This window comes from Micromonospora sp. M61 (assembly GCF_018070245.1).
In the GTDB taxonomy this organism is placed as follows: domain Bacteria; phylum Actinomycetota; class Actinomycetes; order Mycobacteriales; family Micromonosporaceae; genus Micromonospora; species Micromonospora zamorensis.
Genome location: NZ_JAGPYA010000003.1, coordinates 92,946 through 114,539 on the forward strand (window position 1 = coordinate 92,946; position 21,594 = coordinate 114,539).

Below are 21,594 nucleotides of genomic sequence, written 5' to 3' on the forward strand. Positions count from 1 at the left end.
GTGACCGGGTCGACCTCGGCCGCTCGGCGGATGTCGGCTGCGCCACTGGGGCGACCAGTGCTGACCGCGGGGGTTGATCTGGCACAGACGGGGCAGCAGGAGAACACCCACGGATCACGGGACACGGCACGGAGGCACGGATGGGACAGCAGGCGGACGGACCGGACGAGCAGCACCAGCGGCCACCGGGGGTGAGCGACGAGACGGTCGCCGCGCTCGGCAAGCTCAGCGAGGCGCTGGAGTGTGTGGAGCGGGCCCGGGGGCACCTGTACTCCCTGCACCAGTTGATCGGGCACGCCGACCTGATGCTCGACGACGCGGTGGAGCAGTTTCGCGCCGCCGGGCATCAGCAGCTCGCCGAGCGGATCGACACCGAGTTGCTGGGTCGTAACGTCATCGCCGGGCGGTGGACGTTCCAGGTCGTCGAGGACTTCGACGACGGCTACCACGCGCTGTTCCGCGAGGTGGACCAACAGGCCCGTGACGAGCTGGTGGGCGGGCGACGCCACCTCTACGAGGCGGAGATGAAGGAGCGCCGCCGCAGTCGGGGCCGGCCGGGGCACGAGGCCCGACCGGTCACCGGGGGCTAATCGCCGGTCGCGTTGGCGGGGCGTCGCCGCGCCGCGTCGTCAGCGATGATCACGATGGCCACCATCAACGCGACGCAGAGGCTGAACAGCCACGACTCGTCAGCGACGAGCCAGGCGGACACGGGTGCCTGCAGCGCGGCGAGCATGAAGCCGAGCCAGGCGAGCCGGCGCTGACGCGTGGAGAGGATTCCGGAGCCTTGATGCATCCCGAAATTCTTACGCGAACACGCCGGGTTGCCGTCCTCCGATCGGCCGATTCTGGATGAGCTGTCCGTTTTCTCGACCGTCCGGACACGACTTCTTTGCGCCGGGGGCGCTCGGGTGCCGACGGCGTTAAGGTGCCCCTGCGGCAGGATGGTGTCTCGTGTCCACCACGCCTCCGCGGCCCCGTGCCTCGCTGCTCCTGCTGGCCTACCTCGCGTTCGTCAGCCTCGGCCTGCCCGACGGCCTGCTCGGCGTCGCCTGGCCATCGATCCGGGGCGACTTCGGTGTCCCGACCGAGGCGGTCGGGTGGGTGCTGACCGCCGGCACCGTCGGCTATCTCACCTCCAGCGTCCTGGCCGGGTTCACACTGGCCCGGGTCGGCGTGGGCGCGCTGCTCGCCGGGAGCACCCTGCTGGCCAGCCTGGCGCTGACCGGCTATTCCGTGAGCCCCGTGCTGGCCGTGCTGGTGGGCTGTGCGCTGCTGCTCGGTCTCGGGTCCGGCGCGGTCGACTCCGGGCTCAACGCGTACGCCGCCGGGGCCTTCGGGCCGCGCCACATGAACTGGCTGCACGCCTTCTTCGGCCTGGGCGTGGCGATCGGTCCGCTGATCATGACCGCGGTGCTGAGCGGCGGCCTGGCCTGGCGCTGGGGTTACGGCATCGTGGCCGGAGCCCAGATCCTCCTCGCCATCGCCTTCGCGCTCACCGTGCGAGCCTGGCAACGTCGCGTACCTGCCAGCACGGAGGCGGCCGACGCCACACCCGCCGAGACTCCGGCGATCGTCCGGCTTCCGGTCCGGGCGACGCTGCGACTGCCGGCGGTCTGGTCGGGGACGGTCGCCTTCGCGCTGTACGTGGCCATCGAGGTGTCCGCCGGCCTCTGGGCGTTCCTGCTGCTCACCGAGGGGCGTGGGCTGAGCGCCGCGGTGGCCGGCGGCTGCGTCTCCGCGTACTGGGGCAGCCTCTTCGTCGGCCGGGTCGTGCAGGGGGTGGTGGCCGAGCGGTTGGGGGCCGGCCTGGTGTTGCGCGCCAGCCTGGCCGGGATGGCCGTGGGCGCGTTGCTGATCGCCGTTCCCGGGCCGGCCGTGCTGGCGGTGGCCGGCCTGGTCGTGGTCGGGTTCGCCGCCGCGCCGGTGTTCCCACTGCTCACCCTCACCACCGCCGACCGGGTCGGCGCGGCGCACGCGGACCGGGCCATCGGGCTCCAGATCGGCGCGTCCGGCATCGGCGCCGCGCTCGTCCCGGCCGGCCTCGGTGTCCTGATCGGCAACACGTCGGTGCAGGTGCTGGGCTCGGCCCTGCTGGTGCTCGCGCTGGCGTTGATCGTGCTGTACGAGTGGGGCGCTCGTCGCTCGACCGGCCGGCCCACCGCACACCCGGTGCCCGTGCAGACCGGCGGGGAGGGTCAGCCGACGTCGGGGCCGGTCCGTCCGGTGGTGGACGGGCGGTAGCGGCGCTCCGGATCGGTGTCCTCGCGGCTGTTGCCCTGGGCCTGTCCCTTACGGTCGTCCGCTGCCGGCCCGTGGCCGAACGTCGCCTCTTCCCCCGCGTCGTTGCCGGTCACGTCGTCGGCCTGCCCGTCGATGCTGGAGCCGGCCACGGCCTGCTCCAGCTCTTCCAACGGAAGCCGTTCCTCGTCCCGCCACACCCTGATGTTGTCGTCGGTCATGTCTTCAGCCGTACCCGGGCGCGATGATCGCAAACGGTGGTGTGCGACAAGGCTCGGACACGGCGATGGCCGCCAGGATTCTGGCGGCCATCGCTGTCACTGCTCAGGGTCACTGCTCAGGGTCACGGCTGGGGACGGTCCACCGACCCACGCCAGGCGCCGGTCTCCTGACCGCGCCGCTCGATGAAGGTCTTGAACCGCTCCAGGTCGCCCTTGGCGCGCCGGTCGACGATGCCGAGCTTGTCACCGGCCTGCTCGACCACCCCGTGCGGCTCGAACTCGAGCTGGAGGGTGACGCGGGTCTTGTCCTCGTCGAGCCGGTGGAAGGTCACCACACCGGCCTGCTGGGTGCCACCGGTCGAGCGCCAGGCGACCCGCTCGTCGGGGAGCTGCTCGGTGATCTCGGCGTCGAACTCACGCTTCACCCCGGCGATGTCCACCGTCCAGTGGGTCATCGTGTCGGAGAGCTGCCGGACCTCCTGCACGCCCTCCATGAACTGCGGGAACTCCTCGAACTGCGTCCACTGGTCGTACGCGGTGCGTACGGGCACGGCAACGTCGACATGTTCGGTTACGCCACTCATCAGAGAACCTCCTTCAGTCGCCAATGGTTGTCGGATCGGGGGGCGATCCTTCTCACCAGCGAGTTGTCTCGTTCTTGTTGCCGAGCGCGGCCCACACCTCGGAGACCGTCTGGTAGACGGTGCCCTCGGGCAGCCGTTCCAGCGCCGCCACGATGTCGTCGGGCGCCTCGTTCTCCCGGGCGCTGGCAATGAGCACCAGGCGGTCGCCCGGCAGCGCGCTCATCGAGATGAACCGGCCGAGCCGGCTGCGCTGCTCGACGTCCGTGGAGCTCATCCCCTTCGGGGCGCCCGTGCGTGTCTCGCCGGCCGGCGCGGTGGTGACCTCCGGCTGGTCCTCGCCAGCCGGTTCCGGCACCCGCGCCTCATCGACCCGAGAGCCACCGGTCCCCGGCCCCTGCACGAGGCCGCTGACCTCCTGGCTCATCTGTTCGTCGATCCTCGGTCCGTGCTTGCTGTTGCCACGCTCCATGCCTTCTGCGCTACCCGGCACCCCGCCCGCTAAACCGGCACCGGGCCACGAACGGGCCCATGGTCCGGCCCAGAACCGGACGACCGGTCCCGAACCGGCTCAGTCGTCGGCGGGCTTTCGGGGCGGTAGCACCGGCTCCTCCGGGTCCTGGTCGCCGGCCTGCAACTGCCGACCGCGCTGCACCTCGGCGTTGATCTGCACGCCCAGCATCAGCGCGGAATTGGACAGGTAGAGCCAGACCAGGAACGCGATGGCGGCCCCGAGACTGCCGTAGGTGGTGTCGTACGAGCTGAAGTTGGTCACGTAGAGGCCGAAACCGAAGGAGGCCACCGCCCAGGAGACCAGTGCCACCGCCCCACCCGGGGTGAGCCAGCGGAACCGGGGCTGACGCACGTTCGGCGCGATCCAGAACAGCAGCGACAGCAGCGACATCATGATCATGGCGAGCACCGGCCACTTCGCCACGCTCCACACCGTGCGCGCCAGACCACCGGCGTTGATCAGATCGCCGACCGCGTCGGTGACCGGGCCGCTCACGATCAACCCGAGGGCGACCACCGCGAGCAGCACCAGGGTGATCGCGGCCAGACCGATCTGCAACGGCCGCAGCTTCCAGACCGGCCGGCCCTCGTCCACCCCGTAGATGGCGTTGGAGGCCCGGGTGAACGCGCCGATGAAACCCGACGCGGACCACAGCGCACCGAGCAGGCCGAAGCTCAGCAGCAGCTTGGGGTTGCTCTGGTCGAGCACCACCGTGCGGATCACCCCGACCACGCCGTCCTCGTCGTCGCTGAGCACCGACCCGGCGCCCACCTGACCGGCCAGCTCGACGATGGTGTCGACGGTCTGCTCGCCGCTGGAGACCAGACCGACCAGGGCCACGATCACGATGGCGGACGGAAAGACCGCCAGGACCCCGTAGTAGGTCAGTGCGGCGGCCCAGTCCGAGCAGTTGTCGTTGACGAAGTTCTGCACGCTGCGGACCAGCACCCCGCGCCAGGTCCGCCAGCTCAGCTGCCGCATCCGGCGGGGAACCCGCGTGCCGTGTGCGCCCTCGCGCGTCGTACCGGGCTCCGTGGTCGTCATGCCCGCTCCCTGCGCCCCGGCCACCGGATGACCGGTCGTCCGGTCGGGCCTGGCCCCCGATACCCGGATCGGGAAATCGAGAAACTCACCCGGCGCCCCGCCAGTAGCGCCTATGGTTTGCCGCCGCGGCACCGGGGAACGGTCATGGTGACCCTGTCGACACGGAGGAGGACGAGATGCCCGGGCGCGAAGACCTGCCCAGCACGCTGCGGCGCTCCCCGGAGAAGGCGCAGCGCACGTGGGAGAAGACGCACGACTCGGCGGTAGAGACCTACGGCGAGGGGCAGCGGTCGCACCGCACCGCCTTCGCTGCGGTGAAGCACCAGTTCGAGAAGGTGGGCGACCACTGGGAGCCGAAGGGCCGCAAGGGCCCGAGCGACCAGCAGGCCGCTGGCGGCGGGCCGGAACGGCGAGCACCCACCGCCGGTGGGGTGGACGCCAACGCCACCAAGGACCACCTGATGTCGGTGGCCCGCAAACTGGACGTACCCGGTCGGTCCAGCATGACCAAGCCGGACCTGGTCAAGGCCATCGAGAAGGCCAACGACCGGGCCACCCGCAAGGCTCGCGGCGACTGACCGCACAGACGACGGCACGGGCGGACGCACCACCCCTGCGTCCGTCCGTGCCGTTCACCAGTGCCCGCCGCCCGGCGCCTCGATGTGCACCGCCTTCGTGGCGGTGAACTCGTCCAGCAGTTCCGGGCCGTACCCGAAGCCCTGCCCACTGGCCCGGCGCGGGTGCGCGGCGCCACCCGGCGCGCCCCCGAACACCGCGTTGACCTTCACAGTGCCCACCGGCAGCTCGCGCCAGGCCCGCTGCGCGTGACTCATCGACGCGGTCAGCACCGTGGCGGCCAACCCGTACGGGGAGTCCGCGGCACAGCGCAGCGCCTCGTCGAACGAGTCGACGACCACCACCGGCGCGACCGGCCCGAACGTCTCCTCCCGCACCAGCGGCATGTCGTGCCGGCAGTCCGTGACCACAGTGGCCGGGTAGAACGCCCCCGGCCCGTCCGGCACCTCGCCGCCGACCAGCGCCCGAGCGCCGGCCGCAACCGCCGCCGCTACCTGCCCGTGCACGTGGTCGCGGTGCCGTCGGTCGACCAGCGGGCCCAGCTCGGTGCCCGGGTCCCGACCCGGCCCGACGCGCAGCGCCTCGGCGTGACGCGCGAGCGCGGCCACGAAGTCCCCGGCTACCTCCCGGTGCACGTAGATCCGCTCCACCGCCACACAGATCTGCCCGGCGTTGGCGAACGCGCCCATCGCGGCCTGACCGGCCGCCCACTCCGGGTCGACGCCCGCGTCGACGATCAACGGGTCGCTGCCCCCGTTCTCCAGGAGCACCTTGGCGCCGGTGCGGGCCGCGGCGGCGGCGATCGCCCGCCCGGTCGCGGTGGACCCGACGTGAGCCACCACGTCGACGTCCTGCGCCGCCAGCGCCGCACCGACCTCCGGGCCACCGGTGAGCAGTGACAGCACACCGGCCGGCAGCGCCTGGTCCAGCGCACGCGCCAGCAGCCAACCCGTCGCCGGCGTCCGTTCGCTCGGCTTGTACAGCACCACGTTTCCGGTCACCAGGGCCGCGCCGAGCAGCCCACAGGAGACCGCAACCGGGTCGTTCCAGGGGGTGATCGCGGCGACCACACCGCGCGGCTGCGGGGTGAGGAAGTCCAGCGCGTCGGCTTCGCCGTTCAGCGTCCGCCCGCCGCGCAGCGGGGCCAGCTCCGCGTACTGTCGCAGGGTGCCGACGCCCGCCTCGACGCCGCCGCGGGCGTCCGCCAACGGCTTGCCCATCTCCGCGGTGACCGCCTCCGCCAGCTCCTCGGTGGCCGCCGCGACCGCGTCCGCGGCCCGGTGCAGCGCCGCCGCCCGCTCGGCCGGAGCGGTCGCCGCCCACTGGGCCGCCGCGTTGCGGGCCGCCTGGGTCGCCTTGCCGACCTCGTCGGCGGTGGCCACCGGCACGGTGCTGACCGGCGAGTCGTCCGCCGGGTCACGCACCACCAGTTCACCGCCGTCGCCGCCAGCGCCCCACACCCCACCCACCAACTGCGCAACCGTGTACATGCGGCGCTGGATGCCCCGGCCTCGCCGAGGCAAACGCGTTTCGCCCGGTTGCGCGCAGGGTAGGCGGATCGGATGACTACCACCGTCGCGCAGAGCGCGGACGCCGTCGTCATCGGTGCCGGTCACAACGGCCTGGTGGCGGCGAACCTGCTGGCGGACGCCGGCTGGGAGGTGGTGGTGCTGGAGGCCACCGCGACACCCGGCGGCGCGGTCCGCTCCGCCGAGGTGACCGCGCCCGGCTATCTGAGCGACCTCTACAGCTCCTTCTACCCCCTCGGGTACGCCTCACCGGTGCTCGCCGGCCTGGACCTGGGTCAGCAGGGGCTGTCCTGGCGGCACTCGCCCGACGTGCTGGCGCACCTGCTGCCGGACGGCCGGGCCGCGGTGATCAACCGGGACCCGGACGTCACAGCCGCCTCGCTGGAGCAGTTCGCCCCGGGTGACGGCAAGCGCTGGCTCAACGCGTACACCGACTGGCTCGACGTGGCCGAGCCGATGCTGGAGACCATCACCACGCCGTTCCCGCCGGTCCGCGGAGGGCTCGGTCTACTGCGTCAGTTGCGCGTCGCCGGCGCGCTGCGGCTGGCCCGGCGCCTCGTGGTGCCGGTGCGCAAGCTCGGCGACGAACTCTTCGACGGCCCCGGCGGGCCGGCCCTGCTGGCCGGCTGCGCCCTGCACACCGACCTGTCCCCGGAGGAGGCCGGCTCCGGGGTGTACGGCTGGTTGCTGGCCATGCTCGGCCAGCAGGTCGGCTGGCCGGTGCCCGCCGGCGGCGCGCAGCAGATCACCAACGCGCTGGTGGCGCGGCTGCAACAGCGCGGCGGCGCGATCCTCTACGGCGCCCACGTCGACCGGGTGCTCACCGCCCGGGGCCGGGCGATGGGCGTACGCACGCGGGGCGGCACGCTGTGGCGTGCTCGCCGGGCCGTGCTCGCCGACGTGCCGGCGCCAGCGCTCTACCTCGACCTCGTCGGCGCGGCAGCGTTGCCGTCGCGGCTGGTGGAGGACCTGGCGCACTTCCGCTGGGACGGTTCGACACTCAAGGTCGACTGGGCGCTGTCCGCGCCGATGCCCTGGACGAACCAGCAGCTGGCCGGGGCCGGCACCGTGCACCTTGGCGCGGACCTGAACGGGCTGACCCACTACGCGGGCGAGCTGGCCCGAGGTGAACTGCCCCGGGACCCGTTTCTGCTGGTCGGGCAGATGTCCGTGGCCGACCGGAGTCACTCCCCGCCGGGCACCGAGTCGCTCTGGTCGTACACCCATCTGCCGTTCCGCCGGGACTGGCGGGCCGAGGACGTCGCCGGGCACGTGCAGCGCATGGAGGACGTGCTGGAGGAGGCGGCCCCGGGTTTCAAGCAGCTCATCGTCGGCCGGCACGTGGCCGGGCCGGCCGAGCTGGAGAAGGGAAACCCGAGCCTGGTCGGCGGCACCCTCGGCGGCGGCACCGCTGCCGCGTACCAACAGCTCTTCCTGCGTCCGATCCCCGGCCTGGGCCGGGCGGACACTCCGGTGGACCGGCTCTTCCTGGCCAGCGCGTCAGCGCATCCCGGCGGCGGCGTGCACGGCGCTCCCGGTGCGAACGCCGCCCGCGCGGCGTTGGCCCGCGACCGCGCCCTCACCGGGCGTGCCTACGCCGCGGCCATCGCGACGGCCCACCGCGCCGTCTATCCCGACTAACCCCCGCCCGGACCCCGCCCACAGCCTCCCCGAGGTGGGGATGGGGGGTCAGCGGGTGATGTTGCGGTGCTTGCTGCGCAGGCGGAACGGCATCAGGGCGCTCTCCACCTTGGTCGCGGTGGTCATCTTGGAGAGGCCTTCCTGCCGCTCCTCGAAGCGGATCGGCACCTCCAGGATGGTGTGCCCCAGCTTGGTGGCGAGGTAGTGCATCTCCACCTGGAAGCTGTATCCGTTGGACTGCACCCGGTTCAGGTCGATGTCGCGCAGCGCGTCGGCACGCCAGACCTTGAAGCCAGCGGTCAGGTCCCGGATGCGCACCCGCAGCAGGGTGTGCACGTAGAGGTTCGCCCAGCCGCTGAGGGCCCGGCGGTACAACGGCCAGTTCTCGTCCAGCTCGCCACCGGGCACGTAGCGGGAGCCGATCACCACGCTGGCCTGGGTGGAGAGCAGCGCGCCCAGCATGCCCGGCAGAGCCTCCGGCGGGTGCGACAGGTCGGCGTCCATCTGCGCCACGTACTCGGCGCCGCCCTCGATCGCCCGTCCCATCCCGTCGACGTACGCGCGGCCGAGGCCCTCCTTGCCGGCGCGGTGCACGACCTCGATCCGGTCCGGATGCTCGATGGCCAGCTTGTCGGCCACGTCGCCGGTGCCGTCGGGGGAGTTGTCGTCGGCGACGAGGATGCGCAGACCAGGCAGCGGCAGTGCGAGAAGTCGCTCCACCAGCGTGGGCAGGTTGCCCGCCTCGTTGTAGGTGGGCACGACGACGGTCAGACGTGCGTCCTGCCACGGCGACGGCAGCTGCACAGGCTCGATCATGCGGGACATCCTCGGTTCGCGGACAGGGCTTACCGAAGAGGGTATCCAGTTGGCACATTCGGTTTGAAGAGGCACCCCTTCCGGGCGTTGCGGATGGCGCCGCCCGGCCGTTGTCCGCCCATCGATTCGCCGGTCGCGGCGTTGCCAGCTCAGCGCCCGAGAGGGCCGGCCAGCGTTTCCGGGGTCGGTCAGCGCCAGCGACGCGCCACGGCCGCGAGGGTCAGTCCCGCAGCGGCGAGCGCGACACCGGACAGGGCCGGTTTGTGGGTGCCCACCCAGAGCGCGGCCGAGCGGTCGCGTGCCCGGTCGTGGAACACGCCCGCGGTGCCCTGGTCCGTGTCCTCGTCGCCGGGATGGTCGAGATTGTCCCGCCAGGTGGCCGGGTCGATCTTCTCCCCGGTCTGCTGGCTGTCGTAACCGTCGCGGGCCAACTTCCGGTCCAGCAGGCCGGGGAACAGGATGTCGCCCAGCCGGGCCCGCCACGTCGGGCCGCCCACGTTCAGCTCCCTGGTGCCACGGTCGGCGGCCCACACGATGGCCCGGGCGGCCAACTCCGGCGTGAAGATCGGCGGCACCGGCTGCGGATGCCGGGGCAGCCGGGTGCGGACCCAGGAGAACTGTGGCGTGTTGACGGCGGGCAGCTGCACCATCGACAGCTTCACCCCCGGGCAGTCGTGCAGCAGCTCGGCGCGTAACGAGTCGTTGAAACCCTGGACGGCGTGCTTGCTGGCGCAGTACGCCGACTGCAACGGGATCCCCCGGTAGGCCAACGCGGAGCCCACCTGCACGATCGTGCCCCGCCCGTGCGCCCGCATGTGCCGCAGCGCCGCCAGGGTGCCGTGCACCGTGCCCAGGTAGGTGACCTCGGTGACCCGGCGGAACTCGCGGGCCGGGATCTCCCAGGCCGGCGCGAACACCGACGCCATGGCGTTGTTGACCCACACGTCGATGCCGCCCCACCGGTGCACCACGTCGTCGGCGGCCTGCTGCACCGCGCCCGCGTCGGCCACGTCGACCCGGTACGCGCGCACGTCGGTCGCACCCCGGAGCCGGCACTCCCGCTCGGCGGCGGCAAGGCCCGCCTCGCCCCGCGCCAGCAGCGCCAGCCGGGCGCCCCGGTCCGCGTACGCATGGGCGACGGCCCGACCGACACCGGCGCTCGCCCCGGTCACCACCACGGTCTGCGTCACGGGGACGCCTTCTGCCGGGTGGCGATGTCGGCGAGCCGGTCCAGCGTCTCCCGGTTACGCAGGTGCAGCACCAGATCGTTGACCTTGTTGCGGACCCAGCGCAGCGGGCCGGCGGCGAAGTCCTCCCCGAGGCGTACCCGGGTGGCGTTGTCGCCGACCGGCTGCAGCGTGAAGGCCACGATCGCCTCCCCGGCCGGCCAGAGACCGGCCTTGAGCACGAGCCGGTGCGGTGGTTCGCAGACCAGCACCGTCGACGCGTCCTGCAGGGAGAACGGCCACGGCCCGGCCTTGTGGTGCAGTTGGCTGCCCACCCGGGGCCAGGCGTCGTCCACGTCGCGTACGTGTGTCGTCCCGACCACCCAGTCGCTGTACGTCCACCCGTCGGCGAGCACGTCGAACACCTGCTGCGGGGGAGCGTCGATCACTTTCTCCACAATCGCCACTGGGCTTTCATACCCCCGGCAGGCACCGGCTAACGGCCGGCGGGTTAGCTTCTCCGGCACGGCGGGTAAGGCCGACGCGGGGCACCGCTGGCGGCGCTGGCCCACCCCCTCGACGACGACGTTTACTCCTCGGGGCGCAGGGAACCCGCCGGCTGTGCGACAGGACCAGGAGGATCCGTATCAGCGCAGGTCAGCCCCGGTTTACGCCGCTGCTGACCGCGCCGGTTCCGCCGGGTCCAGTCGCACAACTATCGGAAGCCCCCGACCCGTCCTGTACGACGCGGTGCTGCTGGACCGCGACGGCACCCTGATCGAGGACGTGCCGTACAACGGCGACCCGGAGAAGGTGCGGCCGGTGCCGGGGGCGCGGGCGGCGCTGGACCGGCTGCGGGCGGCCGGGCTGCGCCTGGCGGTCGTGACGAACCAGTCGGGGCTGGCCCGGGGCTACTTCACCGGGGAGCAGATGCGGGCGGTGCACGCCCGCGTCGAGGAGTTGCTGGGTCGGTTCGACGCGTGGCTGGTCTGCCCGCACGACGACGCCGACGGCTGCGGCTGCCGCAAGCCGGCGCCCGGCCTTGTGTACGCCGCCGCTCGGGAACTGGGCACCACCGCGTCGAGGTGTGTGCTGGTGGGCGACATCGGCCGGGACGTCGGTGCCGCCCTGGCTGCGGGGGCGGCAGGGGTGCTGGTGCCGACCCCGGTGACCCGACCGGAGGAGATCGCGGCCGCCGGGTGGGTGGCCACCGACCTGCCGGCGGCGGTGGACGAGATCCTGCGCCGCCAACAGGCCGTACGACCGGCGACCCCGACCGGTGACCCGGTGCGCACGGCGCTCGTGGTCCGGTCGGACTCGGCCGGGGACGTGCTGGTCACCGGGCCGGCGATCCGTGCCGTCGCGGCGGGGGCACAGCGGGTGGTGCTGCTGTGCGGGCCGCGTGGCCGCGCCGCCGCCGACCTGCTGCCCGGCGTCGACGAGATCATCGAGCATCCGCTGCCCTGGATCGACCCCACGCCGGGGCCGGTCGACCCGGAGGCGGTGCGGAGCCTCACCGCCCGCCTCAGCGCCATCGGCGCGGACCAGGCGGTGGTGTTCACCTCGTTCCACCAGTCCGCCCTGCCGCTGGCGCTGCTGCTGCGGATGGCGGGTGTCGGCCGGATCGCGGCGATCAGCGACGACTACCCGGGCTCGCTGCTGGACGTCCGGCACCGGGTGCCGGTGGGCGTCCCCGAACCGGAACGTGCCCTCTCCCTCGCCGTCGCCGCCGGTCACCGGCTGCCCGACGGCGACGAACCTGTGCTCCGGCTCCGACGGGACGCCGTGCCGCCGCGCCCGGCCGACCTCGGCGACCCGGGGTACGTGGTGCTGCACCCCGGCTCGGCCGCGTCGAGCCGGGCCTGCCCGCCCGAGGTGGCGACCCGGATCGCCGGGGCGCTGACCGCCGCCGGGCACCGGGTGCTGGTCACCGGCAGCTCCGACGAGCGTGACGTCACCGCCCGGGTCGCGGCGGCCGGCGGCACCGACCTGGGTGGGCGAACCGACCTGGCCGGGCTGGCCGGGATCGTGGCGGACGCCAGCGCGGTAGTGGTCGGCAACACCGGGCCCGCGCACCTGGCCGCCGCGAGCGGAGTGCCGGTGGTGAGTCTCTTCGCGCCGACCGTCCCGTTCGGTCAGTGGGGGCCGTACCGGGTGCCCACCGTTCGGCTCGGCGACGCCGCCGCGCCCTGCCGGGACACCCGTGCCGCCAGCTGCCCGGTCCCCGGGCACCCCTGCCTCAGTGGCATCGACCCGGACGAGGTGGTCGACGCGCTGCGGATGCTCGCCGTCAGTGGTGGTGGCGGCCGATGAACATCCTGCTCTGGCACGTGCACGGCTCGTGGACCACGTCGTTCGTGCACGGCAGCCATCGCTACCTGATCCCCACCACACCCGACCGCGGCCCCTACGGCCTCGGCCGGGCCCGCACCTACCCCTGGCCGGACAGTGCGGTCGAGGTCGCCCCGGAGGACCTGCCGGGCGCCGACATCGACCTGGTCATCCTGCAACGGCCGGAGGAGATCGACCGGGCCGAGGCGTGGCTGCGCCGCCGCCCCGGCCGCGACCTCCCGGCGATCTACGTCGAACACAACACCCCGAAGGGCGACGTGCCCAACACACGGCACCCCATGGCCGACCGCGACGACCTGCTCATCGCCCACGTCACCGGGTTCAACCAGATCTTCTGGGACACCGGTGCCACCCGCACCACAGTGGTCGACCACGGCATCGTCGCCCCCACCGTCTCCTACACCGGCGAACTCGACCGGCTCGCCGTGGTGATCAACGAGCCGATCCGGCGAGGACGGGTCACGGGCACCGACCTGCTGCCCCAGTTCGCCGAGATCGCGCCGCTGGACGTCTTCGGCATGGGCGTCGCCGGCCTGGCCGACCACCTCGGGCTGCCCGCCGACCGGCTTACCAGCCACGACGACGTACCCCAGCACCGGATGCACGCCGAGCTGGCCCGGCGGCGCGCGTACCTGCACCTGTGCCGGTGGACCTCGCTCGGGCTCAGCCTCATCGAGGCGATGGCGATCGGCATGCCGGTCGTCGCGCTCGCCACCACCGAGGCGGTGATGGCGGTACCCCCGGAGGCGGGCGCCCTCGCCACCCGGACGGACACCCTGCTCGACGCCGCCCGCCGGTTCATCGCCGAACCGGCGACCGCGCGCCAGGCCGGCGCGGCGGCGCGAACGGCCGCACGCGACAGGTACGGCCTCGACCGTTTCCTCGCTGACTGGGACCGGCTGCTGGAGGAGGAAGTATGCGGATCGCGATGATCTCGGAGCACGCCAGCCCGCTCGCCGTCCTCGGAGGGGAGGACGCCGGCGGCCAGAACACGCACGTCGCGGAGCTGTCCGCCGCGCTCGCCGCCGCCGGGCACGAGGTACGGGTCTACACCCGGCGGGACGCGCCGGACCTGCCGGTGACCGTCCGAAGCCCGGACGGGTACGACGTGGTGCACGTCTCCGCCGGGCCGGCCGAGCCGGTGGCCAAGGACGCGCTGCTGCCGCACATGCGGGAGTTCAGTGCCTGGCTGATCGAGCGCTGGCGGGGCGGGGACTGGGTGCCCGAGGTGATCCACGCGCACTTCTGGATGAGCGGCCTGGCGGCGTTGACCGCCGGCCGGCAGACCGGGGTGCCGGTGGTGCAGACGTACCACGCGTTGGGCACTGTGAAGCGCCGCTACCAGGGCGTGCAGGACACCAGCCCGGCCCGCCGGGTGTCCTACGAGCGCGAGCTGGGCCGCTCGGTGGACCGGATCGTCGCCCAGTGCCGTGACGAGGTGGGCGAACTGGTCCGGATGGGCGTGCCCCGGTCCCGGATGACCGTCGTGCCCTCCGGAGTCAACCTCGCCACGTTCGCCCCGCTCGGGCCGGCCGCCGACCGCGAGTCGGGTCGGGCCCGGATCCTGACCGTGGGTCGACTGGTCGAACGCAAGGGCTTCCAGACCGTGGTCCGTGCGATGGCCCTGGTCCCGGACGCCGAGTGCGTGGTGGTCGGCGGCCCGCCCGAGGGGCTGCTGGAGACCGACACGTACGCCCGGCGGCTTCGGGCACTGGCCGAGTCGTGCGGGGTGGCCGACCGGGTGCACCTGGTCGGCGCGGTGCCCCGGGAGGAGATGGGCCGCTGGTACCGCTCGGCGGACCTGCTGGTCGCCGCGCCCTGGTACGAGCCGTTCGGGTTGACCCCGCTGGAGGCGATGGCCTGTGGGGTGCCGGTTGTCGGCACCGCCGTCGGCGGCATCCGGGACACCGTCGTCGACGGGACGACCGGTGACCTCGTGCCGGCGCGGGACCCGCAGGCGCTGGCCGCCGCGATCCAGGGGTTGCTCGACGACCGGATCAGGCGCTTCGCGTACGCGACGGCGGCGCGCGAGCGGGCCCGGACGCGGTACTCGTGGGCGGCCACCGCCGAGCGGCTGGTCGAGGTCTACAGCGAGGTGGCCGCCGTGCGTCGCCCGACCCGGGTGGTGGCCTGATGCCGGCGGGAAGCCTGCTCGACACCCACCTGACGAACCTCGCCGCGGCGCTGGTCTCGTACCGGCGGTGTGAGTCGCAGCTGGCCCGCTGGGGTGCGGACCTGGCCCACCGGCTGGCCGGCGGGGGTCGTCTGCTGGTCGCCGGCAACGGCGGTAGTGCCGCCGAGGCCCAGCACCTCACCGCCGAGCTGGTCGGCAAGCTGCACCACGACCGGCAGCCGTTGTCCGCGATCGCGCTGCACGCCGAGACGAGCGCGCTCACCGCCATCGCCAACGACTACGGCTACACCGACGTCTACGCCCGCCAGGTGCGCGCGCATGGTCGTCCCGGTGACGTCCTGCTGCTGCTGAGCACCAGCGGCAGCAGCGCCAACCTGATCACCGCCGCGCTGGCCGCCCGGGAGGCCGGCCTGACGAGCTGGGCGCTCACCGGGGCGACGCCCAATCCCCTCGCCGACGCCTGTGACGAGGTGCTGGCTGTCGCGTCCCCCGACACCCAGGTCGTCCAGGAACTGCACCTCGTGACCAGCCACCTGCTCTGTGAGTACCTCGAACAGGAACTGCCCGCCGCCCTGGCCGCGGTCGCCGACCCGGCGGCGGTCCACCACGACCCGACCGAGCCCGCTCCGCCGGCCCGGTCGGTGCGTACCGGGGTCGAAGTGGTGCTCGACGGTGGGACCGGACAGCAGGTCGACGCGTGAGGATGAGGAGGCAAGCGTGAGAGGACCCGTGGTGGTGCTCGGCGACACCCTGCTCGACCGGGACGTGGAAGGGGTGGTGAACCGGCTCTGCCCGGACTCCCCGGTGCCGGTGCTCGACGAGACCGCGGCCACCGACCGACCCGGTGGCGCCGGTCTGGCGGCGGTGTTCGCCGCCGCGCAGGGCGCCGAGGTGGTGCTGGTGACCGCGCTCGCCGACGACGCCGGCGGAGCCCGACTGAGCACGCTGCTCGCCGCCGCCGGTGTGCAGGTGTATCCCCTGGCTCTCTCCGGCGCGACGCCGGAGAAGATCCGGCTACGGGCTCGGGGTCGGGTGCTGCTGCGCCACGACCGCGGTGGCGCGTCCGGGGAGCCGGGTCAGCCCTCCGACGAGGTGCTGCGGGTGATCGCCGGAGCGTCGGCGGTGCTGGTCAGCGACTACGGCCGTGGGGTGGCCCGGCAGCCCGCGCTTCGTGACGCGTTGGCCGCGACCCGCGCGCCGGTGGTGTGGGACCCGCATCCGCGCGGTCCGGCGGCGGTGCCCGGCGTCCACCTGGCCACCCCGAACGAGTCGGAGGTGCGGGAGCTGGTTCCCGCGCTGCCCGGTGCCTCCCGGCTGGCCACCGCTTCGCGTGGTGCGCAGGGGCTCCGCCGGCGCTGGCGGGCCGGCGCGGTCGCGGTGACGCTGGGCGGTGACGGCGCGCTGCTCTGCCACGCCGGATCGACGCCGCTGGTGGTGCCGACCCCCGGCAGCGCGGAGGGGGACACCTGCGGAGCTGGCGACCGCTTCGCGGCCGCTGCCAGCCTCGCGTTGGCTCAGGGCGCCCTGGTCTCCGAGGCGGTGCAGGCGGCGGTCGCCGAGGCGTCCCGGTTCGTGGCGGGTGGAGGAGTGGCCGCGGCGCTTCCGGCGGCGAACGCGAGGAGGGAGTCCGGGTTGCGATCCGCGCAGTCGCGAACGAGGGGTGGCCCTGCGAACGCCACCCTGGTCAGCCCCGGTGGGGACCGGGTCGGAGTCGCGGCGGTCGCCACGCTCCTGGGTGAGGTACGGGCCGCAGGTGGCACGGTGGTGGCGACCGGTGGTTGCTTCGACCTGCTGCACGCCGGGCACGTGGCCACCCTGGAGGCCGCCCGGCAGCTCGGCGACTGCCTGATCGTCTGCCTGAACTCCGACGCCAGCGTGGCCGGGTTGAAGGGCCCGGAGCGGCCGGTGATGTCCGAGGGTGACCGCAGTCGGCTGCTGGCCGCTCTGAGCTGTGTCGACGCGGTCCTCGTCTTCGACGAGCCGACCCCGGACGCGGCGCTGTCCTGGATACGGCCCGACGTCTGGGTCAAGGGTGGCGACTACGCCACCGGCGGCGGTGACGCCTCGGCCACCCTGCCGGAGGCGGAGGTTCTGCGCCGGTGGGGCGGAAACACGGTGGTGGTGCCCTATCTGGACGGTCGTTCCACCACCGACATGATCGTCCGGACGCTCGCGGAGCGGGTCCGATGACCGCCACGCGGCCCGGAGCCGGGCCCACCGTCCTGGTTACCGGCGGCGCGAGCGGGCTCGGCGCGGCGGTGGTCGCGGCGGTGGCCGCGTCCGGTGGCCGACCGATCGTGCTGGACCGGCAGCCGCCGGCCGACGGGGTGTCCTGGACCGAGTGCGACCTGGCCGACACGCGGGCCGCCGAGGTGGCCACCCAGCACCTCGCCGAGCAGGCCGGCGGCCTGGACGCGGTGGTGACGGCGGCCGGCACGGACGTGCCGGGTCGACTCGCGGACGTCCCGGGGGAGACCTGGGACCGGATCGTCGCGGTGGACCTGCTGGCCACGGCGGCGGTGATCCGGGCCGCGCTGCCGTTCCTGCTGACGTCCCGGGGGCGCATCGTCACTGTCGCCTCCACCCTGGGCGTCAAGGCGGTCAGCGACGCCACCGCGTACTGCGCGGCCAAGTTCGGCGTGGTCGGCTTCACCCGCGCCCTCGCCGCCGAGCTCGCCGGGCAGGTCGGTGTCACGCTGCTCATCCCGGGTGGGATGCGCACCGCGTTCTTCGACGAACGCGACCCGCAGTACAAGCCGGGGCCGGACGCGATCCTCAACGATCCCGCCGACACCGCCGCCGCCGTCATGTTCGCGCTCAACCAGCCGCCCGGCTGCGCGGTTCGTGAGCTGGTGGTCTGCGCCGAGCAGGAGACGTCGTACCCGTGATCCTCGTGCTGCGCGCCCTCGGCGTCGGCGACCTGGTTACCGCCGTGCCCGCGCTGCGGGCGCTGCGGGCCGCGTACCCGTCCCGGGAACTGGCGCTCGCCGCGCCCGCCTGGTTGGCCCCGCTGGTCGACCTGGTCGGCGGCGTCGACCGGCTGGTGGACACGGCCGGGCTGGACCGGCCCATCCGGGTCGGGGCGGCCCCGCAGGTCGCGGTCAACCTGCACGGGCGCGGCCCGCAGTCGCACCGGTTGCTCGCGGCCACCCGGCCCGGCCGGCTGTTCGCCTTCGCCAACCCGGAGGCTGACCACACCGACGGTCCGCGGTGGTCCGCCGACGAGCACGAGGTGGACCGGTGGTGCCGGCTGCTGTCCTGGTACGACATCGCGGCTGACCGCTCCGACCTCGACCTGCGCCGGCCCGCGGCGGCAGGATTGCCCACGGGTGTCACAGTGCTGCATCCCGGCAGCAAGGTCCCCGCCAAGCGGTGGCCCGCCGAGCGGTTCGCCGCGCTGGCCCGGGCGCTCAGCGAGCAGGGGCACCGGGTGCTGCTCACCGGATCGGCCGACGAGGGGGCACTGGCAGGACGGGTGGCCGAGGCGGCCGGCCTGCCGTCCGACGCCGTGCTGGCCGGCCGCACCGATCTCGGCGCGCTCGCCACGCTGGTGGCGCACGCCCGGCTGGTGGTCAGCGGGGACACCGGGGTCGCCCACCTGGCCACCGCGTACGGCACCGCCTCGGTCGTGCTCTTCGGGCCGGTCCCGCCGGCGCACTGGGGGCCGCCACCGGACCGGCCCCGGCACCGGGTGCTCTGGGCCGGCGACGGGGATTGGCCCAGGTGGGACGGGGTAGGAAGCCACCCGACGATGGCGGCCCTGCGTCTCGACGCGGTGCTGGCCGCCGTGGCTGAGGTGGAAAGGCTGGTGCGTGTCTCCGGTGCGGTTGCGGCGTAGCGACCCGGGTCGACCGGGGTACGGGCGGCGTCGACGTGGACGGGGCTGGGCCTTCGTCGACCCGGCCGGCGATCCCGTCCGTGACCCGGAGGTCCTGGCCCGGCTGCGGGAGCTGGTCATTCCTCCGGCCTGGCAGAACGTCTGGATCTCGCCGCACGCGAACGGGCACATCCAGGCGATCGGGATCGACGCGGCCGGGCGCAAGCAGTACGTCTACCACCCCCGCTGGCGGGAGAAGCAGGACGAGGCGAAGTTCGACCACATGCTGGAGGTGGCACGCCGGCTGCCGGTGCTGCGCGAGCGGGTGGGGCGTGACCTGGACGGCCGAGGGCTGGGCCGGGACCGGGTGCTGGCGACGGTGGCCCGACTGCTGGACATGGGGATGTTCCGGGTCGGCAGCGACCAGTACGCGGCCGGCGACGACCCGACGTACGGGGTGTCCACCCTGCGTCCCGAGCATGCCCGGTCCCGGGGCGGCTGCGTGGTCTTCGTGTTCCCCGCGAAGGGTGGCATCGAGCAGGTACGCCGGATCGAGGACCCCGAGTTGTGCCAGGTGCTGGTCAATCTGCGCCGTCGTCGGCGGTGGGCGGACCGGCTGTTCGGCTACTGGGACGGCCGGGAATGGCGCGACGTGCGCAGCGACGAGGTCAACGGGTACCTGCGTGACGCCAGTGGCGGGGAGATGACCGCGAAGGACTTCCGCACCTGGCACGCCACAGTGCTCGCCGCCACCGAGTTGGCCACCGCCGGCCCGGCCCGCTCGGTCACCGCCCGGCGCAAGGCGGTGGTCGCGGTGATGCGCGAGGTGGCCGAGTTGCTGGGCAACACCCCGACGGTGGCGAGGACGTCCTACGTGGATCCGCGGGTCGTTGACCTTTACCACGACGGGGTGGTGGCATCGGTGGACCCGCAGGCGCCACGCGAGGAGGCCGAGCGGGTGGTCCTGGAGCTGCTGGAGAAGACCTGACCGGCCCCGCCAACGATCCTGGGGGGAGGTGGCGGGACCGGGGCCTCAGGCATGAGGGGTGCACCGGGCGGCCGCCCGCCGCGTTTTCGCGGCGGGCGCCGCGCCACGGCCCCCGTTGGCGGCCCACCGATCGAACGGTGGACGCGCTGGTGTCAGTCTGCCGGCAGTGAGTTGACCGTTGATGCCGGCCGGTTGACGATCCGCGCCGGATGCGAGCCTCCGTCGCGGTGTTCCTGCGGGCTCACCCCGTATGCCGCCCGGAACGCCCGGCTGAAATGAGCTTTGTCGGAGAACCCCCAACGCGCCGCGATGGTCTGTACGGGTTGGTTGCGCAGCGCCGGGTCGGACAGGTCACGCCGGCACCGGGCCAGTCGCAGACCCCGGACGTACGACGCCACGGTGGTGTGCTCGGCCTCGAACAGCCGGTGCAGCGACCGCACCGAGATGTGGTGGGCGTCGGCGAGGACCTGTGGGCCGAGCGTCGCGTCACCGAGGTGCCGGTGGACGTACGCCTGCACCTGGGTGAGCAGCGCCCGTCGGCGGACCTCGGTGGGCACGGCGTCCTCGGCGACCAGGTGCCGGCCGAGCATGGTGGTGGCCAGGTCCAGTCCCACGGTGCCGAGCCGGCTGGCGTCGGCGGCATGGTACTGCTCGGGATGCCCGGTCACCTGCAACAGGAACTGCGCCAGCAGCGCCCCGATCCCCTCGCTGCCGGACATCCGACCGCCGTAGAGCGCGGCCATCCGCTGCGGCGGCAACGGCAGCGCGGCGTGCGGGATCAACGTGATGATCGAGCTCGCCTGGTCCCGCTCCGGCTCGGTCGCGTGGTGGCAGACGTCGTGCGGTCGGGACCCGTCGTAGAAGGTGAACTCGCCGGCCAGGATCTCACTGCGGCGACCGTCCTGGCTGGACGTGCCGATGCCGCCGGTGGTGAGGGCGAGGATGTACAGCTCCGGGTCGGACTGGCGGACCAGCTTGCGGGTGCGGGTGGCGTCCAGCGACGGGTACTGGTATTCCACCAGCTGGATCGGGCCCAGCTCGATGAAGTCGGCGCGGGCGGCGAAGTCGTCGGCGTGCGCGGACTGGATGCGCAGCGGCGCGGAGGTGCGCGCGACGAGGTCGAGCCACATCCCGAACCGCTCGCCCGGGGGCAGGACCGTGGTGTCGATGGTGTCTCTCGGCAGCATCCGGTTCCCTCAGCTGGCTCGGCGCTGGATCAGGGCCTCGACGCCGTCGAGGATCCGGTCCAGGCCGAAGGCGAACTCGTCGTCGGGGTCGTCGTCCTGGGTGAGCACGCCGGCGGTCAGCACCCGGTGCAGCGCCGGAAAGCGAGTCGGGTCGATGAGTCGGGCCACCGTCCGACCGTACGCCGGCATCATCTCGCTGGGCGCGACGCCGGCGGCCTTGCTGCCCTCGGCCACCTGCGACGTGAGGGTGGCCTCGTTGCGGACGTACCCGGTGAGCAGCAGCAGCACCGACATCTTCTCGCCCTCACCGAGGGCGGTGCCGTCGAGGCAGCGCAGCCCGTCCTCCATCCAGCCGAGCTGCTGCGGGGTGATCGGCGGGCCGGTGATCGGCACGTGCAGCAACCAGGCGCGGTGCCGCAGCACCCTGTGCTCGGCCCAGGCCCACCGGGTCAGGCCGGCGCGCCAGTCGGTCTCCGGCGGAGGCGGTCCCGGCGACGGGCCGTAGCCGGTGTCCACCATGAGCATCAGCAGCTCGTCCTTCGAGCCAACGTAGCGGTAGAGAGCCATGGTGGCGGCGCCCAGCTCCTTGGCGACCCGGCTCATCGAGACGGCTGCCAGCCCGTCGGCGTCGGCCACCCGTACGGCGGCGTCCACGATGGCGGGCACGCTCATCCCCGGCCGGGGGCCCTTGGGTGGTCGTTCCCGCAGCCCCCAGGCGCTCTCGATGGAGGCCGGGATCGCTGGCCCGCTGTCGTCCGTCTGTGCCGCCACATTTCCTCCTTGCCTC

General features: G+C 73.4%; 23 protein-coding genes. 12 read left to right on the forward strand and 11 right to left on the reverse strand.

Annotated features, from left to right (window positions below; translation table 11 throughout):
* The first annotated feature begins 140 nt into the window (after positions 1-140).
* Positions 141-590 carry a hypothetical protein gene (locus KBX34_RS02695; RefSeq protein WP_210923064.1) on the forward strand — a complete coding sequence of 150 codons (450 nt, stop codon included), beginning with the start codon at positions 141-143 and terminating at the stop codon, positions 588-590.
* Here KBX34_RS02695 and KBX34_RS02700 read toward each other — a convergent pair.
* Complete coding sequence (locus KBX34_RS02700) at positions 587-796, reverse strand: hypothetical protein (RefSeq protein WP_088947316.1); 210 nt, start codon at positions 794-796, stop codon at positions 587-589. The genes KBX34_RS02695 and KBX34_RS02700 overlap by 4 nt on opposite strands.
* Before the next feature lie 158 nt (positions 797-954).
* Here KBX34_RS02700 and KBX34_RS02705 point away from each other — a divergent pair, with 158 nt between their 5' ends.
* Complete coding sequence (locus KBX34_RS02705; RefSeq protein WP_210923066.1) at positions 955-2,244, forward strand: sugar MFS transporter; 1,290 nt, start codon at positions 955-957, stop codon at positions 2,242-2,244.
* On the opposite strand, the gene KBX34_RS02710 is transcribed toward KBX34_RS02705, so the two are convergent.
* The 4 genes from KBX34_RS02710 to KBX34_RS02725 form a co-directional block, all read right to left on the reverse strand.
* Positions 2,199-2,462: a hypothetical protein gene (locus KBX34_RS02710; protein ID WP_088947318.1), complete on the reverse strand. Its 264-nt coding sequence runs from the start codon at positions 2,460-2,462 to the stop codon at positions 2,199-2,201. The two genes, KBX34_RS02705 and KBX34_RS02710, sit on opposite strands and share 46 nt — an antisense overlap.
* A 122-nt stretch (positions 2,463-2,584) precedes the next feature.
* Positions 2,585-3,046, reverse strand: a complete 462-nt coding sequence (locus KBX34_RS02715; protein WP_088947319.1) for an SRPBCC family protein — start codon at positions 3,044-3,046, stop codon at positions 2,585-2,587.
* 52 nt (positions 3,047-3,098) lie between these two features.
* Positions 3,099-3,515 (reverse strand): DUF2795 domain-containing protein, encoded by a 417-nt coding sequence (locus KBX34_RS02720; protein ID WP_210793112.1) that lies wholly within the window; start codon positions 3,513-3,515, stop codon positions 3,099-3,101.
* 99 nt (positions 3,516-3,614) lie between these two features.
* Positions 3,615-4,601: a YihY/virulence factor BrkB family protein gene (locus KBX34_RS02725; RefSeq protein ID WP_210793111.1), complete on the reverse strand. Its 987-nt coding sequence runs from the start codon at positions 4,599-4,601 to the stop codon at positions 3,615-3,617.
* A gap of 176 nt (positions 4,602-4,777) precedes the next feature.
* On the opposite strand from KBX34_RS02725, the gene KBX34_RS02730 reads away from it, so the two are divergent.
* The gene (locus KBX34_RS02730; protein WP_099852103.1) at positions 4,778-5,179 is read left to right on the forward strand and encodes a ChaB family protein; all 402 of its coding nucleotides are present in this window, start codon (positions 4,778-4,780) and stop codon (positions 5,177-5,179) included.
* Between the two features lie 54 nt (positions 5,180-5,233).
* On the opposite strand, the gene KBX34_RS02735 is transcribed toward KBX34_RS02730, so the two are convergent.
* Positions 5,234-6,667 carry an aldehyde dehydrogenase gene (locus tag KBX34_RS02735; protein WP_210923068.1) on the reverse strand — a complete coding sequence of 478 codons (1,434 nt, stop codon included), beginning with the start codon at positions 6,665-6,667 and terminating at the stop codon, positions 5,234-5,236.
* Between the two features lie 72 nt (positions 6,668-6,739).
* Here KBX34_RS02735 and KBX34_RS02740 point away from each other — a divergent pair, with 72 nt between their 5' ends.
* Entirely contained in the window at positions 6,740-8,347 is a 1,608-nt protein-coding gene (locus KBX34_RS02740; RefSeq protein ID WP_210923070.1) for an NAD(P)/FAD-dependent oxidoreductase, read from the forward strand.
* A gap of 48 nt (positions 8,348-8,395) precedes the next feature.
* On the opposite strand, the gene KBX34_RS02745 is transcribed toward KBX34_RS02740, so the two are convergent.
* The 3 genes from KBX34_RS02745 to KBX34_RS02755 all read right to left on the reverse strand — a co-directional run bounded on the left by KBX34_RS02745 (position 8,396) and on the right by KBX34_RS02755 (position 10,796).
* Entirely contained in the window at positions 8,396-9,163 is a 768-nt protein-coding gene (locus KBX34_RS02745) for a polyprenol monophosphomannose synthase (RefSeq protein WP_210923072.1), read from the reverse strand.
* A gap of 188 nt (positions 9,164-9,351) precedes the next feature.
* Positions 9,352-10,353 carry an SDR family oxidoreductase gene (locus KBX34_RS02750; RefSeq protein WP_210923073.1) on the reverse strand — a complete coding sequence of 334 codons (1,002 nt, stop codon included), beginning with the start codon at positions 10,351-10,353 and terminating at the stop codon, positions 9,352-9,354.
* The gene (locus KBX34_RS02755) at positions 10,350-10,796 is read right to left on the reverse strand and encodes an SRPBCC family protein (RefSeq protein ID WP_088947327.1); all 447 of its coding nucleotides are present in this window, start codon (positions 10,794-10,796) and stop codon (positions 10,350-10,352) included. Before KBX34_RS02755 ends, KBX34_RS02750 begins: the two co-directional genes overlap by 4 nt.
* Before the next feature lie 154 nt (positions 10,797-10,950).
* Between KBX34_RS02755 and KBX34_RS02760 the strand changes: the two genes are divergently transcribed.
* Genes KBX34_RS02760 through KBX34_RS02795 form a run of 8 tightly spaced genes read left to right on the forward strand, consistent with a single transcriptional unit; the run spans position 10,951 to position 19,620 of the window.
* Positions 10,951-12,642: an HAD-IIIA family hydrolase gene (locus tag KBX34_RS02760; protein ID WP_210923075.1), complete on the forward strand. Its 1,692-nt coding sequence runs from the start codon at positions 10,951-10,953 to the stop codon at positions 12,640-12,642.
* Positions 12,639-13,613 carry a glycosyltransferase gene (locus KBX34_RS02765; protein WP_088947329.1) on the forward strand — a complete coding sequence of 325 codons (975 nt, stop codon included), beginning with the start codon at positions 12,639-12,641 and terminating at the stop codon, positions 13,611-13,613. Before KBX34_RS02760 ends, KBX34_RS02765 begins: the two co-directional genes overlap by 4 nt.
* Positions 13,598-14,815, forward strand: coding sequence for a glycosyltransferase (locus tag KBX34_RS02770; protein WP_210923077.1), 1,218 nt, complete (start codon positions 13,598-13,600; stop codon positions 14,813-14,815). Before KBX34_RS02765 ends, KBX34_RS02770 begins: the two co-directional genes overlap by 16 nt.
* On the forward strand, positions 14,812-15,516 hold the full coding sequence (locus KBX34_RS02775) for an SIS domain-containing protein (RefSeq protein WP_088951612.1): 705 nt from the start codon (positions 14,812-14,814) through the stop codon (positions 15,514-15,516). The genes KBX34_RS02770 and KBX34_RS02775 overlap by 4 nt, the downstream gene beginning before the upstream one ends.
* 16 nt (positions 15,517-15,532) lie before the next feature.
* Positions 15,533-17,005, forward strand: coding sequence for a PfkB family carbohydrate kinase (locus tag KBX34_RS02780; protein WP_210793104.1), 1,473 nt, complete (start codon positions 15,533-15,535; stop codon positions 17,003-17,005).
* The gene (locus KBX34_RS02785) at positions 17,002-17,703 is read left to right on the forward strand and encodes an SDR family oxidoreductase (RefSeq protein ID WP_099852115.1); all 702 of its coding nucleotides are present in this window, start codon (positions 17,002-17,004) and stop codon (positions 17,701-17,703) included. The genes KBX34_RS02780 and KBX34_RS02785 overlap by 4 nt, the downstream gene beginning before the upstream one ends.
* Entirely contained in the window at positions 17,700-18,653 is a 954-nt protein-coding gene (locus tag KBX34_RS02790) for a glycosyltransferase family 9 protein (protein ID WP_210793103.1), read from the forward strand. Before KBX34_RS02785 ends, KBX34_RS02790 begins: the two co-directional genes overlap by 4 nt.
* Positions 18,637-19,620, forward strand: coding sequence for a DNA topoisomerase IB (locus KBX34_RS02795; RefSeq protein ID WP_210923079.1), 984 nt, complete (start codon positions 18,637-18,639; stop codon positions 19,618-19,620). Before KBX34_RS02790 ends, KBX34_RS02795 begins: the two co-directional genes overlap by 17 nt.
* A 152-nt stretch (positions 19,621-19,772) precedes the next feature.
* Here KBX34_RS02795 and KBX34_RS02800 read toward each other — a convergent pair whose 3' ends face one another.
* Complete coding sequence (locus KBX34_RS02800; protein ID WP_088947335.1) at positions 19,773-20,807, reverse strand: helix-turn-helix domain-containing protein; 1,035 nt, start codon at positions 20,805-20,807, stop codon at positions 19,773-19,775.
* A 9-nt stretch (positions 20,808-20,816) separates the two neighbouring features.
* A complete protein-coding gene (locus KBX34_RS02805; RefSeq protein ID WP_210793100.1) occupies positions 20,817-21,578 on the reverse strand; it encodes a TetR/AcrR family transcriptional regulator in 762 nt (253 codons plus the stop codon).
* Between the last annotated feature and the right edge of the window lie 16 nt (positions 21,579-21,594).

Bases quoted from the DNA above. Each gene is read 5' to 3' on its own strand.
- KBX34_RS02695 (WP_210923064.1), top strand. From the start codon at position 141: ATGGGACAGCAGGCGGACGGACCGGACGAGCAGCACCAGCGGCCACCG.
- KBX34_RS02700 (WP_088947316.1), bottom strand. From the start codon at position 796: ATGCATCAAGGCTCCGGAATCCTCTCCACGCGTCAGCGCCGGCTCGCC.
- KBX34_RS02710 (WP_088947318.1), bottom strand. From the start codon at position 2,462: ATGACCGACGACAACATCAGGGTGTGGCGGGACGAGGAACGGCTTCCG.
- KBX34_RS02715 (WP_088947319.1), bottom strand. From the start codon at position 3,046: ATGAGTGGCGTAACCGAACATGTCGACGTTGCCGTGCCCGTACGCACC.
- KBX34_RS02720 (WP_210793112.1), bottom strand. From the start codon at position 3,515: ATGGAGCGTGGCAACAGCAAGCACGGACCGAGGATCGACGAACAGATG.
- KBX34_RS02725 (WP_210793111.1), bottom strand. From the start codon at position 4,601: ATGACGACCACGGAGCCCGGTACGACGCGCGAGGGCGCACACGGCACG.
- KBX34_RS02730 (WP_099852103.1), top strand. From the start codon at position 4,778: ATGCCCGGGCGCGAAGACCTGCCCAGCACGCTGCGGCGCTCCCCGGAG.
- KBX34_RS02735 (WP_210923068.1), bottom strand. From the start codon at position 6,667: ATGTACACGGTTGCGCAGTTGGTGGGTGGGGTGTGGGGCGCTGGCGGC.
- KBX34_RS02740 (WP_210923070.1), top strand. From the start codon at position 6,740: ATGACTACCACCGTCGCGCAGAGCGCGGACGCCGTCGTCATCGGTGCC.
- KBX34_RS02745 (WP_210923072.1), bottom strand. From the start codon at position 9,163: ATGATCGAGCCTGTGCAGCTGCCGTCGCCGTGGCAGGACGCACGTCTG.
- KBX34_RS02765 (WP_088947329.1), top strand. From the start codon at position 12,639: ATGAACATCCTGCTCTGGCACGTGCACGGCTCGTGGACCACGTCGTTC.
- KBX34_RS02770 (WP_210923077.1), top strand. From the start codon at position 13,598: ATGCGGATCGCGATGATCTCGGAGCACGCCAGCCCGCTCGCCGTCCTC.
- KBX34_RS02785 (WP_099852115.1), top strand. From the start codon at position 17,002: ATGACCGCCACGCGGCCCGGAGCCGGGCCCACCGTCCTGGTTACCGGC.
- KBX34_RS02800 (WP_088947335.1), bottom strand. From the start codon at position 20,807: ATGCTGCCGAGAGACACCATCGACACCACGGTCCTGCCCCCGGGCGAG.